Origin of the sequence: Brevibacterium sp. HMSC063G07 (genome assembly GCF_001810665.1) — a bacterium.
Classification (GTDB): domain Bacteria; phylum Actinomycetota; class Actinomycetes; order Actinomycetales; family Brevibacteriaceae; genus Brevibacterium.
The window spans coordinates 85148-99668 of record NZ_KV802360.1; the positions used below are offsets into that span (position 1 = coordinate 85148).

Annotated in this window: 14 protein-coding genes; 1 reads left to right on the forward strand and 13 read right to left on the reverse strand. The window is 63.0% G+C overall.

Going from position 1 to position 14521, the window contains the following annotated elements; translation table 11 throughout:
* Window positions 1–182: 182 nt before the first annotated feature.
* The 5 genes from rpsI to HMPREF2757_RS06895 all read right to left on the reverse strand — a co-directional run bounded on the left by rpsI (window position 183) and on the right by HMPREF2757_RS06895 (window position 5502).
* Complete coding sequence (gene rpsI / locus HMPREF2757_RS06875; RefSeq protein ID WP_070575301.1) at window positions 183–650, reverse strand: 30S ribosomal protein S9; 468 nt, start codon at window positions 648–650, stop codon at window positions 183–185.
* 67 nt (window positions 651–717) lie between these two features.
* On the reverse strand, window positions 718–1161 hold the full coding sequence (gene rplM / locus HMPREF2757_RS06880) for a 50S ribosomal protein L13 (RefSeq protein WP_019176036.1): 444 nt from the start codon (window positions 1159–1161) through the stop codon (window positions 718–720).
* Between the two features lie 322 nt (window positions 1162–1483).
* On the reverse strand, window positions 1484–3916 hold the full coding sequence (locus HMPREF2757_RS06885) for a bifunctional metallophosphatase/5'-nucleotidase (RefSeq protein WP_070574592.1): 2433 nt from the start codon (window positions 3914–3916) through the stop codon (window positions 1484–1486).
* Window positions 3917–4057: 141 nt separating this feature from the next.
* Window positions 4058–4945 carry a tRNA pseudouridine(38-40) synthase TruA gene (gene truA, locus HMPREF2757_RS06890; RefSeq protein WP_070574593.1) on the reverse strand — a complete coding sequence of 296 codons (888 nt, stop codon included), beginning with the start codon at window positions 4943–4945 and terminating at the stop codon, window positions 4058–4060.
* Complete coding sequence (locus HMPREF2757_RS06895; protein WP_176745906.1) at window positions 4942–5502, reverse strand: LemA family protein; 561 nt, start codon at window positions 5500–5502, stop codon at window positions 4942–4944. The genes truA and HMPREF2757_RS06895 overlap by 4 nt, the downstream gene beginning before the upstream one ends.
* Before the next feature lie 272 nt (window positions 5503–5774).
* Here HMPREF2757_RS06895 and HMPREF2757_RS06900 point away from each other — a divergent pair, with 272 nt between their 5' ends.
* Window positions 5775–6866, forward strand: coding sequence for a glycosyltransferase family 4 protein (locus tag HMPREF2757_RS06900; RefSeq protein WP_083304197.1), 1092 nt, complete (start codon window positions 5775–5777; stop codon window positions 6864–6866).
* A 67-nt stretch (window positions 6867–6933) separates the two neighbouring features.
* Here the strand turns inward: HMPREF2757_RS06900 and HMPREF2757_RS06905 are convergent, their stop codons facing one another.
* The 8 genes from HMPREF2757_RS06905 to HMPREF2757_RS06940 form a co-directional block, all read right to left on the reverse strand.
* Entirely contained in the window at window positions 6934–7683 is a 750-nt protein-coding gene (locus HMPREF2757_RS06905) for an energy-coupling factor transporter transmembrane component T family protein (RefSeq protein ID WP_256278283.1), read from the reverse strand.
* Window positions 7676–8455 (reverse strand): ABC transporter ATP-binding protein, encoded by a 780-nt coding sequence (locus tag HMPREF2757_RS06910; protein ID WP_070574599.1) that lies wholly within the window; start codon window positions 8453–8455, stop codon window positions 7676–7678. The genes HMPREF2757_RS06905 and HMPREF2757_RS06910 overlap by 8 nt, the downstream gene beginning before the upstream one ends.
* Window positions 8455–9066, reverse strand: coding sequence for a biotin transporter BioY (locus HMPREF2757_RS06915; protein ID WP_256278284.1), 612 nt, complete (start codon window positions 9064–9066; stop codon window positions 8455–8457). Before HMPREF2757_RS06915 ends, HMPREF2757_RS06910 begins: the two co-directional genes overlap by 1 nt.
* Window positions 9067–9484: 418 nt before the next feature.
* The gene (guaA, locus tag HMPREF2757_RS06920) at window positions 9485–11074 is read right to left on the reverse strand and encodes a glutamine-hydrolyzing GMP synthase (RefSeq protein WP_070574602.1); all 1590 of its coding nucleotides are present in this window, start codon (window positions 11072–11074) and stop codon (window positions 9485–9487) included.
* Between the two features lie 50 nt (window positions 11075–11124).
* A complete protein-coding gene (locus HMPREF2757_RS06925) occupies window positions 11125–11604 on the reverse strand; it encodes a DUF3817 domain-containing protein (RefSeq protein WP_083304158.1) in 480 nt (159 codons plus the stop codon).
* Window positions 11601–12440: an SURF1 family protein gene (locus tag HMPREF2757_RS06930; RefSeq protein ID WP_256278285.1), complete on the reverse strand. Its 840-nt coding sequence runs from the start codon at window positions 12438–12440 to the stop codon at window positions 11601–11603. The genes HMPREF2757_RS06925 and HMPREF2757_RS06930 overlap by 4 nt, the downstream gene beginning before the upstream one ends.
* Window positions 12441–12463: 23 nt before the next feature.
* Window positions 12464–13582 (reverse strand): GuaB3 family IMP dehydrogenase-related protein, encoded by a 1119-nt coding sequence (locus HMPREF2757_RS06935; protein ID WP_070575309.1) that lies wholly within the window; start codon window positions 13580–13582, stop codon window positions 12464–12466.
* Between the two features lie 56 nt (window positions 13583–13638).
* Window positions 13639–14412, reverse strand: coding sequence for a TenA family protein (locus tag HMPREF2757_RS06940; RefSeq protein WP_070574606.1), 774 nt, complete (start codon window positions 14410–14412; stop codon window positions 13639–13641).
* Between the last annotated feature and the right edge of the window lie 109 nt (window positions 14413–14521).

Here is a 14521-nt window from a genome sequence, read left to right on the forward strand (position 1 = left end):
TCGGAACCATTTTACGTTTGCGAAGCTGAACACCTGATCAGAACCCCGCAGTGCATGAAGAACACAGCGGAAGGCGCGCGGCGCCTCGTACCCGGAAAGCACAAAACCCCCGCACCGAAAGTGCGGGGGTCTTGATGCAGGCGTCGTGCGCCCCAAGTGCGATCTGCCCGGGTGGGCGAAGATCAGCGCTTGGAGAACTGCGGAGCCTTGCGAGCCTTCTTGAGACCGGCCTTCTTGCGTTCGGGAACGCGAGCGTCACGCGTGAGGTAACCGGCCTTCTTCAGTTCAGGGCGGTTGTTTTCACGGTCGATTTCGTTCAGCGAACGGGCGATGCCCAGGCGGACAGCACCGGCCTGGCCGGAGGGTCCACCACCGGAAATGCGCACGAAGACGTCAAAACGGCCTTCGAGGTCAAGCAGGCGGAAGGGTTCGCGAACGAGCTGCTGGTGCATCTTGTTCGGGAAGTAGGCTTCAAGGTCACGACCGTTGATCTTCCATTCACCGGTGCCGGGGACCAGGCGGACGCGAGCGATTGCGCGCTTGCGACGGCCAACGCCCTGGCCGGGAGCGGTGAGCGATTCGCCGCGGCCACCGGCCACGGTTTCGCCGAGACCAGCCGAAGCCGGGGTTTCGGTCGAGTACGACGTCATTTCGACGTCCTCGTTCAGGTTCTGGTTGTCAGCCACGATTCTCCTCGGTTAACTGAGCCTTGGGCGCTTACTGCGCGACCTGGCTGATTTCGTACTTCTGCGGGTTCTGCGAGGCGTGCGGGTGCTCAGCACCTGCGTACACCTTCAGCTTGCGCATCTGGGCACGGCCGAGGCGGTTCTTGGGGATCATGCCTGCAACAGCCTTCTCCACTGCACGCTCGGGGAACTTCTCAAGGAGCTCTTCGTAGCTGAGGCTCTTGAGACCACCCGGGTAGTTGGAGTGGCGGTAGGCGCGCTTCTTCTCCAGCTTGTCGCCGGTGAGCACAATCTTGTCCGCGTTGATGATGATGACAAAGTCACCCGTGTCGATGTGAGGTGCGAATTCCACCTTGTGCTTGCCGCGCAGCAGACGAGCTGCCTGCGAAGCAAGGCGACCGAGAACGACGTCAGTGGCGTCGATGACGTGCCACTGGCGCTCGACATCGCCGGGCTTTGGTGTGTACGTACGCAAAAGTTGCCTTCTTTTCGTCTCTAGCTTCCAAGCCACACACGTCTGCCTGACAAGGTCGTGAGTCTTGTTCAGCAGTACTTGACTTGCTTGAGGTGCACGGTACGCGTATACATTTCCCGCTTGTCCTGCAACGCGACTAGAGGTCTGCGGCATGTGTATCTGACGTACAGCGACTGTCCATACTAGCCCGGATTCGCGCGGCTTTGCAAAACGGGGCCGGTGTATGCGGAAACGCTTCGGCGGGCAGCTCCCCTGTGGGAACTGCCCGCCGAAGCATTCAGGGCTTGCGCCTCAGTGACTCAGAACCTTAAGAACCGCAGCTTCAGTTCACGTCTGCGTTTTTGCGGCGGGTGACGACAAGCGCACCGGCACCGGTCAGCAGCAGTGCGACTGCCGCGGCAGCAGCCAGGCCGAGTTCCGTACCCGTGCGCGGCAGCGGGTTGTTCGCTCCGTCACCCGGCTTATCGCCGTCGGTGTCGGCAGCTCCCGGCTGCGCGTCCTTGTCACCGGCTTCCGGCTCAGCGCCCTTGTCGCCAGCCCCCGGCTTGACGGTCTTGTCGTCAGCTTCCGGCTTTTGCGCATCGGCAGGTTTGTCGGCAGCAGAAACCACACTCACGGGAATTTCGACCTTGCCGCCGATGGGCAGCGGGTTGTTGTCCCACCAGTCGTGATCGGGCGAAGCAGTGAGGGAAGCCGTCATCTTCGAGCCCTTGTCTGCCTTGGCTTTGCCGCCTTCGGCCTTAGCAGACTCAGCTCCGTCAACCTTGCCGCCGGCCTTCGGTGTGCCCTTCTTGCCGGCGTCCTTTGAAGCGGTGACCTTGAACTTCACCTCGGACTTGCCTTCGGGAACCGAGTCGAACTTCGCAGCGTTCTTCTTGCCCTTGACGGCGTGCTTGCCAAGGTCGATCGAAACACCCTTCGGCAGGTCGAAGGTCATCTGCAGAGGGCCCTTGATTTCCTTCTTGGCGTTGAACTGAACGCCGATCTCCGCGGTGCTGCCGGCCTTGATTGCAAAGCCGCCGTCTTTGCCCGCAGGATGGTCGATGGAGACTTCGAGGTCGCCGTTCTTCATCACGTCCAGCGCAGCGTCAGCCTGACGTTCGTCCTTGTCGGCCTTCACCTTCTTGCCTTCATCCTGACGGGCATTGAAGTAGGCTTCCCAGACTTCGAAGTCGGTCAGACCGGACTGTTCGAACTTGCCGTTGGCAAAGGCCTCGAAGTTGTCGCCGCCTGCCGCCAGGAAGGACAGGGTGGCCACACGGTAGGTCTTCTTCGGGTCAATGTCCTTGCCGTTTACCTTGACGGATACCACGTGCTTGCCGCGTTCAGCCTTGGAGTCGTAGACGACTTCGAGTTCCTTAGACACGCCCAGGTGCAGGAACGGACGGCTGACACCATCAGGCTGCCACTGCTGTTCAAACAGCTTGATGACGTCGGAGCCCTTGAGCGAAACAACTCCGTGGTCATTGGCAAACGGAAGAACCTGGTTGAGTTCTGCAACCGTGACTTCGCCGGGCTTTTCGCCGTTGAAGATGTCATCGACCTTCAGATCGGTGCGCAGACCACCCGGGTTCGTGATGCCGAAGTCCGACTTCTCCAGCTGAGACAGGCCGGTGCCTTCGTTGAGTGCGTCAGCAACGAGGTTGCCGAGCGTCGATTCGGCACCGCGGTCTTCCTTGCCGTCCTTGTCGAAGGCGCGCGTGATGTCTTCGTCGATTTCACCGGCTACTTCCTTGCCGATTTCCTGCGACTTTTCGGTGGCTGCCTTGATGATCTCACCGGTCTTGCCGATGGTCTCAGTCGAGGCAGTCTGCCCCTTGGTGTCGACAACTTCCTGACTGTCGACGGTCCAGCTGCCGTCGCCCTTGGAGGTCAGGTTGATCGCGGCGACGTTCTTGCCGTACTGGCCTGCCTGCATCACGGGGACCGTATTGTCGCCCTTCTTGTAGGTGCAGTTGACCGGAACGTGCGTGTGGCCGAGGAAGAACGCGTCGACTGAATCGTCAGCGGAGTCGAGGATGCTCTTGACTTCCTTGCTCTTGCCGATCGCAGTGGAGCAGCTGTCTCCCTCAGCTGATCCGCTCATACCGACGTGCGCCTGAACAAGCGTCACGTCCGGTGCCTGATCCTCGGGCAGGTCGGCGATCTTCTTCGAGGTGTTCTTGACCGCTTCTGCGGTGTCGCCGAAGTCAAGGTTCTTGATTCCAGACGGGCTGACGAGGCTTGCGGTTTCCTGCGTCACAACACCGATGACGGCAATCTTGATGCCGTCCTTTTCGATGATTTCGTAGTCCTTGACGCCTTCTGGGACGTCTTTGGTGCCCTTCTTGTAGACGTTGGCGGCCAGGTGCGGGAACTCTGCCTTGTGAGGCCCTGCCAGCACGCGCTCGCTGAAGTCTTTGAAACCGCGGTCGTATTCGTGGTTGCCCATTGCCGAGGCGTCGAGCCCCAGTGCGTTGAGGTAGTCAATCGTGGGCTCGTCTTTCTGGGAAGACGACACGTAGGTGCTTGCGCCGATGTTGTCGCCGGCGGACAGCAGAACTGAGCTGCCCTCAGCTTTGCCGCGCTGGTTTTCGATGGTCGAGGCCATTGCCTGGCCGTCGGGGTCTGCGATTCGTCCGTGGAAGTCGGTGATTCCCAGCACCTGGAGCTTGGCGCCCTCCGGGGCGTCCGCGTAAACCGGCATTGCGCCGAGAGGTGCGACCAGTGCGGCGGCGGCAGCGCCTCCGCACAGCGCACGGCGTGCTTTGAACATGTTCAATCCTCTGTTTCTGAGTCAGCGTCTATTCGCGTGTTCCTGGAAAAGGTCTGACCATAGTGTTGCAAATCTGAGACATTTTTGGGGACTTCTTTATGAACTCAACATGGCCTATTCATGAAGGGCCGTTGTCGTGCGCTACCCGTTTCCCAGCTCGGCCGAATCCCTCCGAGCCCGTGTCTGCCGCGCCCGCGCGGCCCATTCATCTTCCGGAGGATAGCCCACTTCTTCCATCACCAGCCCCTCCCCGGGGGCTATGTAAAGCGGTTCCGGGCTTCCACCTTGTGAGCTGGCTCGTTCCAGCAATTGGGCAGGGTAATCAGCTGACCACGCACCCGTGCCGACTCGGATCAGGCCGCCGACGATTGCGCGGACCATGTGGTGGCAGAAGGCATCCGCGCGCAGCCTGAAGACAATCACACCATCACGGTCGCGGCCGACTGAGATCTGCTGCAGCGTGCGGATAGTTGTCGAATCCGGGCGGGGTTTGCAGAACGGCAGAAAGTCATGCAGGCCCAGCAGTCCGGCAGCGGCACGGGCCATGGCGTCAGAGTCGAGGGCACCTCGGTGGCGGACCGTAGCGGCGGCCAGAAGGGGATCGAAGAACGACAGGTCATCAGCCAGCCGGTACGAGTAGGCCCGCCACTGTGCCGAGAAGCGCGCATCGAAGTCATCCGATACCGCAGCGGCACCGTGAATGACGACATCGTGGGCATCCAGCCGACTCAGCGCACCGCGCAGACGGCTGACAAGGGCAGATTCAGGCGTGCGCGGAACACCGTCCCGATCGACTCGGCGCTGCCCCACGAGTGCCGCAATCTGGGCTTCGCCGAGGTCCAGGTGGACAGCCTGCCGGCGCGCGTGCACTCCCGCATCGGTGCGCCCGGCAACAACCGTGCGCACGCGAGAACGGCAGACCAAAGCGAGCGCCTCTTCCAGGGTTCCCTGGACGGTGCGCAGATTCGGCTGCACTCCCCACCCGCGGAAGTTGGTGCCGTCATAGCCAAGATCGAGTCGAAACCTCACGGACGAAACTCTACGACGGGCTCCGCTTCGACATCCTGGTACTCCATGGGAGCAAGCAGCGGAAACGCCGTGCGAAGGGCGAAGGCAGTCGGCTGGCGGCGCTGCGAAGTGTATTTGGCAACTGCCAGGTTGTAATAGCGGATGCTGGACACGATCCGCCCTTCGATGATCCGCATTTGAGCGTGCAGATCGATTGCCGAACCTAAGCTCTGGCGGTGCTGGTCAACTTCAATGAGCCCAATGGCCAGTGCGTCGATTGCGTGGGTCAGCCGCTCTTCCGCCTGCCCGATTTCGGATGCGTCCTTGACTGTTCTGGCCCGCCGCAGAGCATCCTGCACTGCCCGCTGATGGTGTTCGTCCTGTTCCGAATGAGCTGTCGCCATGCGCAGGAACTCGGGCACGAGGGCGTGCCGGTCCGTGCGCACCTGGTCCAGCTGCCGCTGGGCCTCCCCCACGAGGTCAAGCGCCAGTCTCAGCCGCGAGCCCCGGGAGTACAGAAGGTAGGCCAGACCCAAACACAGGACGACCGCAACGATCACGAGGACGATCTCTGCCACCGCGCCTCCTTCGCCTTCTCTCCGAACACCTGCACGATCCATGTTCTCGGCACCCGCCGGGGCCGTTGGGACAGCTGCTGTGAGCACCTTATCCGCACCCGCGTTCCAGGCTGCACTCATGGTATCGACCGGCCTTGGCGGCTGAAAGGACTCACCGGGCAGGTGACCGAAAGTTCACCTTGGAGTGTTCTGTGCGTGGCAAAACGGCCACCTGGGTGGATGATCCTAAAACCGTGAGAGTTGCGATTGTTGCTGAAACTTTTCTGCCCCAGATGAATGGTGTTGTCGGAAGTCTCCTCAAGGCGATTGAGCACATCACCGAACGCGGCTATGAAGCTCTGGTCATTGCCCCGGGCACCCGAATGGGCGGTCCGCGTGAATACATGGGCGTGCCGATTGTCTATGTGCCCTCGCTGGCTTTCCCCGCGTATAAGCGGCTGCGCGTAGCGCCTGGTGGAGTCGCCCGCATCCGCCGGATTCTCGCCGATTTCGCACCTGATGTTGTGCACATAGCCTCGCCGTTCCTTCTGGGATGGCGTGCGGTGCAGGCGTGCCAGGAGCTCAACATCCCGTCAGTCGCGGTCTACCAGACTGAGGTTCCCGCCTACGCTGCCCGCTACGGTCTTACCGGCGTTGAGTCCATGCTGTGGGGCCACGTGCGAAACATCCACAACCGCGCCACCATGACCCTCGCCCCGTCGACCCCGACGATCGAACAGCTGGAATCGCACGGTGTTGACCGGATCGCCAAATGGGCCCGAGGCGTCGACGCCGCGCGTTTTCACCCGGACCGCAGGTGCGATGAGTGGCGGCAGTCGGTGGCCGGCGGGAAGAAGGTCATCGGCTACGTGGGTCGGCTGGCCGCCGAAAAACAGGTGGAGAATCTGCGGGTGCTTGCCGATGTCCCCGATGCCAAGATCGTCATCATCGGCGAAGGTCCGCTCATGGGCCGCCTGCGGACGGTTCTGCCGAACGCGCACTTCACGGGCTTTCTCGGCGGCGAAGCTCTGGCCCGGGCTGTTGCCGGCTTTGACCTGTGCATAGCACCCGGTGAATTTGAGACGTTCTGCCAGACAATTCAGGAGGCCATGGCCTCCGGTGTCCCCGTGATCGCGCCGGCTCGCGGCGGACCGCTGGACCTGGTGGATCATTCGCGCACCGGCTGGCTGTACGCCCCGGGCGATGTTGCGGGTCTGCGCGACCGCGCTTTGGACCTGCTGGGTGACGATGCCAAGCGCCGCGCCTTTGCGCAGGCCGCCCGGGCCGAAGTCGAGTCCCGCACGTGGCGCGGGGTGTGCTCGCAGCTGGTCGGCTATTACGCGCAGGCGATTGCCGCTCACGAAAACCTGGCGCACTCCCGGTAGTCGGCGCCTCGGCGGTGTGCCAAAGCGCAGCTGCCGCAGCGGCACCCCTCCCGGAGGTCCCGGTCGCCTACTCCCCCGAGGTACTACCCGGCTCTTCGACGAGACCGCGCGCTTCCAGCGCGGCACCGGTGTCAATGGCGTAGCGCACCGTACCGAGCACAACCGGCACTGAGCGCGCCCGCAGTGACCTTTCCAGTCCGCGGGCGCGGGCGGAATCGGCGGCCAACCCTACGAGGTCCGCGATATACGACACACTGCGAATGGTGAGGGCCGCGGCCAGGCCCACGATTCTGGGACTTACCCCCACCCAGCCCAGCGGCCTGGCGGCAGCGGCGAACACGCGAAGCAGTTCGCTGATGCTGGTGGTCAAGATGAGCACGGATGCTCCGATGACTCCTGCGAGCATGGCGGTGGCCACCCTGGCGGCGGTGACCGCGTCTGTGAATATGAGGTTGCCGAGCACCAAGAGCAGCATGACCGGCCACATGCGCAGCAGGGGCAGGACCACTTTGCCAAGCGGCAGGCCCGCAGTGAGTGCGATGAGCACGATCAGCACGAACACCGCACCGTTGACCCATGCGTCGCGCACAATGATCACCGGCAGGCTGGTCAGCATCAGGACGATGACTTTGATCCAGGCGGGCGTTCGGTGCAGCCAGCCTGGAATCGGCCAGCGCACCCCGAGGAATTCACCGCGGCGACGCTGAACCGTGCGCGGCTTCGGCATGGCCGATCGGGCAATCATGCGAGGCGCTGTCTGGCCGGCGGGGTCGACGCTGGCTGACGAGGCGCCGCTTTCCTCGGCCTTGTCAGTCATCGGCACTCGGGGTGCTGGGATTGTGCGGGGGACGGCGTGTGGCTCGGGCAGCTGAGACAGCTGCTTTGCGGTAGTGGGCGATGGCCTGGTCAGCAGGGCCGTCGAAGGCGATCTGGCCGCCGTCGATCACCAGGGCACGTTCGGCATCGGCTGCGAATTCGAGATCGTGAGTGGTGGTGATGATCTGCACGCCGCGTTTTTCGGCGAGTTCGTCCAGGGTATCCCGCAGGAGCGTCCGGTTAGTCAGGTCGAGCAGGGTTGTAGGTTCGTCCATCAGCAGAACCTGCGGTTCCACCGTGAGGACCGAGGCCAGCGCCACCAGTTGGCGCTGGCCGCCGGAGAGCTCATAGACCGATCGGTCGGCAAGTCCGGTCAGGCCGAGTTCGTCGAGCACCGCGAGGCAGCGTTCGCGCCGCTGGCGCTTGTCTTCTATGCGCCGCAGTGACAGTTCGATGTCTTCTATGACGGTCGGCATGACCAGCTGCGCTGCCGGGTCGGTGAAGACAAAGCCGACGTTTTGGCGTACGGTGCGCCCGTCATCGACCGTGTCGAAGCCGTCAACGGCGACCCTGCCCCACGTGGGCAGAGTAAGGCCGTTGATCATCCGCAGGAACGTGGACTTACCTGAACCGTTGGCGCCGATGACGGCCACCCGCTGCTCATTGATTTCGCAGGTGAAAGGGCCTGCCAGGGTGCGCCACTGACGCTCTGGCCCGCCTTCTGCCGAATCGAGAACAGCGGCGTGAGCGCCGTCGAAGACAATGTGGGCCATCAGCGTCGTGTCAGAACCGGGAAGGCGCGCAGAACCATCACGGCTAGGAAAGCAGCAACGGTGGTCTTGATGACGTCACCGGGCCAATAGGCCATATCGGCAACTGTCGCAGCGCCGAACGGGATGCCGCCGTTGATGGACATCCCGGCAATTCCCATCAGGTGCAGAAGAACCGAGGCGGTCACCAGCGAACCGAGGATCATCACGACAACTCGGCGGGCACCGGAGAAGCGGCGGTAGGCAAAGCGTGCAGTCCAACCGGACAGCAGCGTGTAGAACGGGAAGCCCAGAATGAAGCCAGCTGAAGGGCCGGCGAGAACGCCGATTCCGCCTCGTCCTCCCGAGAACACGGGGAGACCCACAAAGCCCAGCGCCAAGTACAGCAGCACCGCAATGAAGCCCCGCGTGGGGCCCAACACCATGCCGGTGAAGGCCAGCATGAGAGTCTGCAGGGTGATCGGCACGCCGACCGGACCGACCGGGATGGGAGGCACGAGGGCGAACACCCAGATGAGAGCCGCGAACACGGCGATGAGTGCAACGGACAGGCCGGCAGAAACGCCCTGCCCGCGGGCGCCGTTCTGCGGCGCGGAAGGGTTGTTGGAAGTCATGAGGTGAATCGTACCTGAACACTGTTCAGGTGAAGAAATCTTGCCGAGTTAGCAGAGTTGCCCACATTGGGGTGGCGTGTGATTCTGCCGCCGCTGGCCTTGAGAGACCTCGCCCCGCCTAGGCCCCGCCTCAGCTAGGTGCGAACCTCTGCCTCGTTCTAGTGCTGAGGCCGCCTCCCAGCACTGCCCCACGCTTTAGCAACAAAAACTCCCGTTAGCAGTTGTTGCTAAAGCGCAGATTTGTTGCTGAGGGGGGTCCCCTTGGGGCTAACGGGTGGATTCGTTGCTAACGGGTGTTGTTCCTGGCAAGAGGCGCCAGCAGCTGGCCAGGTCAGGCCGCACCCGCGCCTAAGCGCAACTGCGCCGACAAGCATTCGCTTGTCGGCGCAATGTTCTGAGTGGAAGGGCTACACCCCGCTCACTCCCATTCGATGGTGCCCGGAGGCTTCGAGGTGATGTCGAGGACGACGCGGTTGATCTCGTCGACTTCGTTGGTGATCCGGTTGGAGATCTTCGACAGCGTGTCATAGGGCACGCGGGTCCAGTCTGCCGTCATGGCATCTTCGCTCGAAACGGGACGCAGCACAACGGGGTAGCCATAGGTGCGGCCGTCACCGGCAACGCCGACGGAGCGGACGTCTGCCAGCAGCACAACGGGGCACTGCCAGATGGTGTTGTCAAGGCCGGCGGCGGTGAGTTCTTCGCGGGCAATCGCATCGGCTTCGCGCAGAATGCTCAGGCGCTCTTCGCTGACCGCCCCGACAATGCGGATGGCCAGGCCGGGGCCGGGGAACGGCTGACGGGCAACGATCACTTCCGGCAGACCGAGTTCGCGGCCAACAGCCCGAACTTCGTCCTTGAACAGCGCGCGCAGCGGTTCGACGAGTTCGAACTGGAGGTCCTCCGGCAGACCGCCGACGTTGTGGTGGCTCTTGATGTTCGCGGTGCCCGATCCCCCACCGGATTCGACAACGTCCGGATACAGGGTTCCCTGCACCAGGAATTCGATGTTTTCGCCGTCGCCTTCGCGCGATTCTGCAACGAGTTCAGCCGCGGCCTGTTCAAAGGTGCGGATGAATTCGCGGCCGATGATCTTGCGCTTGCGTTCGGGATCTTCAACACCGTCGAGTTCGCCCAGGAACTTCTGCGAAGCGTCGACTGTCACCAGTCGAACGCCGGTCGCTGCCACGTAGTCCTGTTCGACCTGTTCGCGTTCGTTTTTGCGCAGCAGGCCGTGATCGACGAAAACGCAGGTCAGCTGATCGCCCACGGCGCGGTGGACGAGAGCTGCGGCGACCGCGGAGTCAACGCCGCCGGACAGACCGCAGATGACCTTCTTGGTGCCGATCTGTTCGCGGATGCGGGCAACCTGTTCGTCGATGATCGAGTCAGCCGACCAGTCCGCACTGAGGCCGGCGACCTTGAACAGGAAGTTCTCGATGGTCTGTTTGCCGTATTCGCTGTGCATGACTTCCGGGTGCCACTGCACCCCGGCAAAACGACGCTCGCTGTCTTCTATTGCGGCGATGGGAGCCCCGGCTGTGCTGGCTAGGACCGTGAAGCCCTCGGGTGCGGTTTCAGCGGAGTCGCGGTGGGACATCCAGACGGTCTGCGCTGCGGGCAGGCCGGACAGCAGAGCCCCTTCTTCAGTCACTTCGAGTGCCGTCGATCCGTACTCACTGGCCCCGGTGCGGGCCACACGACCGCCGAGTGCCTGCACCATGGTCTGGAAGCCGTAGCATATGCCCAGCATGGGAACGCCGAGGTTGAACACCTCCGCGTCAATGGACAGGGCGTCTTCTGCGTTGACGGATGAAGGTCCGCCCGAAAGCACGATGGCGACCGGATTCTTGGCCGCGAATTCGTCAGCGCTTGCGGTGTGGGCAATGATTTCGGAGAAGAGCCCGGCTTCGCGTACACGGCGTGCGATCAGCTGCGCGGTCTGTGCACCGAAGTCGACGACGAGGACGGGGCGAGCGTCCGTACCGGTTTCGGGGGTCTGGGTCATGCTTCTATCCTAAGCTTTCGCAGAGCTGATTCTGCTGGTGCAGACGGTGGTCAGAGGGCTGATTTCGGTGCGACGACGACAGCGTCGTCGAGTTCTTTTTCACCGCGGCGGTGGATTTTCGCTTCGACGATGAACGACATGACCGGAACAACCCCGGCCAGGGCCAAGATGATGAGGTTCTTCAGCCCCCACTTCATCTGCGAGTTCAGCCAGAAGCACACGATCAGGTAGGCCACGTAGCACCAGCCGTGTGCAATGGCGACGGCCGCGGCGGCGTTGAAGCTGCCGAAGGTCAGCGCTTCGGAGGGGTCACCGCCCATCATGAGCCCCCAGATGAGGTACTTGAAGATCATTTCGACCGTCAGGATCAGCAGCATGACGCCGGTGATGATCGCCATGATCCGGTAGAACCGCAGTGCGTTGCGGGCGGACTGCCAGCGGTTGAGGGTGAACACCGCGTTGGGGTCTTCCTCGTTGAATTCGGGACGGCGGTCCAGAGGGTCGCCGCCGTTCTGGGGATCCTGGCTCACTGGTCGTCTCCGTTCGTTCGAGTGCGGGGCATCTTTTCGCCGGCGTCTTTGACCACCACGTATTCAACGGGGCCCTGTTCTTCCCGGCGGAGAGAATTGTATTCGTCGCGCAGCAATCGGAACCAGATGTACACGGCGAAGACTGCGAACACGATCCATTCGACCGCGTAGAACGCCGATTGGAGGTCAAAGCCCGCATCCTGCGGTTCCTGGTAGGGAACATGGGACAGCTGGTCGCCGCCGATGCCGACTTCCGGGTTCTCCTGCGGGAAGAGGAACGCGGAGTAGGTGTAGACGTCGAACAGGTTGACAAGCTGTGAGGTTGAAATGGACCGGACTACGCCTTCGGGCAGGCCCTTTGTGTCCAGGGGGCCTTCAATGGGGGCGATGCGGGCGTCAAGTGTGACTTCCGCGTCCGAGGCGGTGCTTGCCTTGGCCGTTTCGAGGTCTTCTGTCCATCCGCGCACCACCGGGATGGCGACGGGTTTGGATTCGAGTTCGTCGGTGTCTGCGTCCTGGGAGAACTGCGGGTCGTCAGGGGCGAACATGGTGACGACCCAGTAGCCCTTGACGCGGTTCAGGTAGCGGTCGTCGATGATGATCTGCTGGTCTGGCAGGAAGTGCCCGCTGATGGTGACCCGCTGGTCGGCCAGGTAGCCCGGCATGGGCCCCTGGGCTTGCATGATGTCGTTGAAGGGCTTCGCCACCGCCAGTTCGGGGTTGTCGGCCTGCTGGCTTTTGGACTGGGCGCGGTCAATCTGCCATGCAGAAAGCGTGACGAAAGCGGTGACCAGCAGCAGAACGAGCGCCAGGAATCCCAGCCATCTGGGTTTCAAGGCAAGACGAAGCACGGCGCCCCTCAGCTTTCGGCGTCGACGACCACGTTGACGCGCTGGAAGGATTTGAGGTCCGTGTAGCCCGTCGTGGCAAGGGCGCGGCGGAGGGCACCGGCGAGGTTGACTTCGCCCACTGCGGAGTGGCCCGGCCCGTGGATGAGCTGCTCCAGCGGTGCCACGGTGCCCATGTGCACGCGGCGGCCGCGCGGGAGTTCCGGGTGGTGGGCTTCTGCACCCCAGTGGAAGCCCTGACCGGGGGCTTCTTCGGCCCGGGACAGTGCTGAGCCGAGCATGACGGCGTCAGCGCCCATGGCGAAGGCCTTGACGATCGAACCGGTGGAGCCCAGTCCGCCGTCGGCGATCACGTGCACGTAGCGACCGCCGGATTCGTCCATGTAGTCGCGGCGGGCAGCCTGGACGTCGGCGATTGCCGTGGCCATGGGCACCTGAATGCCGAGAGTGTGGCGGGTGGTGGATGCTGCACCGCCTCCGAAGCCCACCAGCACCCCGGCGGCACCCGTGCGCATGAGGTGCAGGGCAGGTGTGTAGGCGCTGACACCGCCGACGATCACGGGGACGTCGAGTTCGTAGATGAACTGTTTGAGGTTGAGCGGGTCGGTTGTGTTGGACACGTGTTCGGCGGAGACCGTGGTGCCGCGGATGACGAAAAGGTCAACCCCGGCGTCGACAACAGTCTGGTAGAACTCCTGGGTCCGCTGCGGGGTGAGCGCACCGGCAACGGTCACACCGGCTTCGCGGATCTGCGCCAGGCGGGCCGTGATGAGTTCGGCCTTGATGGGTTCGCGGTAGATCTCCTGCATGCGCTCGGTGGCGCGCTGGTCGTCGAGACCTGCGATTTCGTCAAGCAGCGGCTGGGGGTCTTCGTAGCGAGTCCACAGACCTTCGAGGTCGAGCACTCCGAGCATGCCGAGTCGGCCCAGAGCAATGGCTGTTGCCGGGCTGACGACAGAGTCCATGGGTGCGGCAAGGTAGGGCAGGTCGAACTGGAAGGCGTCGATCTGCCAGTGGAGTGAAACATCCCGGGGATCGCGGGTGCGCCGCGAAGGGATAACCGCTACGTCGTCTAGTGAATAGGCCCTGCGTCCGCGCTTTCCGCGGCCGATTTCCAACTCTGTGCTCACGTATCCCAGCTTATCCCAGCGCACTGACGCGGTGCGGGTGGGCGGCACCTCGTCAATCAGGGCTTCGGCGTCGTCCAGTCCTCGTAGACGTGGGCGCTGGCCCAGAAGTGCAGTTCGTACAGGCTGGCCTGTTCGAACACGGCCTTCATTTCGGCGCGCATTACCGGGGTGGCCTGTTCCATTTCGCGTTCGAGGATCGCAACGGCTCCGCGGGTGGCTTCGTCGAATTCGGGGCTGTCGTACATGGTGATCCACGAAGCGAAGGGGTGCCCGTCGAGGTTGGATCCGGCTTTCTTCATGAGCACCTTGCCGATGTGGGCGTACACCCAGAAGCACGGCAGCACACCGGCGACACCCACCTCGTAGGGGCGCAGTGCGGCTGTGGCCATGAGGAATGACACGTAGCCCAGGGAAGTGGGACTGGCGATGACGGTTTCGGCGTCACGGCCTTCGTCCGAGCCGCGCTCACCGTGGCGCAGACCGCGAGCCTGCGCGGTTTCCTGCTGGATTTCCCTGACCAGCGGGGCGAAGCCCTCGTCTGCGAAGACGGCTTCGTGGAGTTCGTTTTCGGCAACAACGGCTTCTGATGTCGCTCCTGCCCAGAACTCCATGTCGTCGTTGCGGGAGGACTTGCTCGACAGCTGGGCCATTGCCCGGCCGTAGCCGTCCAGGTAGACCTCGTCCTGCAGCAGGTAGTGGACGAAGACCTTCGGGTCGAGGCTGCCGTCCGAGAGCTGTTCGATGAAGGGCAGGGCTTCGATGTCGTTGATGATGGGGGCCACGTGTTCCCAGAGTTCACGGCTGTGGGGGCCTGCGATGAATTCGCTCATTGTGTCTCCTGACAGTCGTTTTGCGGTCGTTGTTCCGCTTCGGTCTATTGCAGGGGTGCGCTGATGTGCTCAGCACTGTGCGGACACTGCTGCAGCGTTCAGTGCTCTG

Coding starts and splice junctions, on each gene's coding strand:
- rpsI (WP_070575301.1), bottom strand. CDS start 650: ATGACGTCGTACTCGACCGAAACCCCGGCTTCGGCTGGTCTCGGCGAA.
- HMPREF2757_RS06885 (WP_070574592.1), bottom strand. CDS start 3,916: ATGTTCAAAGCACGCCGTGCGCTGTGCGGAGGCGCTGCCGCCGCCGCA.
- HMPREF2757_RS06900 (WP_083304197.1), top strand. CDS start 5,775: ATGAATGGTGTTGTCGGAAGTCTCCTCAAGGCGATTGAGCACATCACC.
- HMPREF2757_RS06905 (WP_256278283.1), bottom strand. CDS start 7,683: ATGACTGACAAGGCCGAGGAAAGCGGCGCCTCGTCAGCCAGCGTCGAC.
- HMPREF2757_RS06910 (WP_070574599.1), bottom strand. CDS start 8,455: ATGGCCCACATTGTCTTCGACGGCGCTCACGCCGCTGTTCTCGATTCG.
- HMPREF2757_RS06915 (WP_256278284.1), bottom strand. CDS start 9,066: ATGACTTCCAACAACCCTTCCGCGCCGCAGAACGGCGCCCGCGGGCAG.
- guaA (WP_070574602.1), bottom strand. CDS start 11,074: ATGACCCAGACCCCCGAAACCGGTACGGACGCTCGCCCCGTCCTCGTC.
- HMPREF2757_RS06940 (WP_070574606.1), bottom strand. CDS start 14,412: ATGAGCGAATTCATCGCAGGCCCCCACAGCCGTGAACTCTGGGAACAC.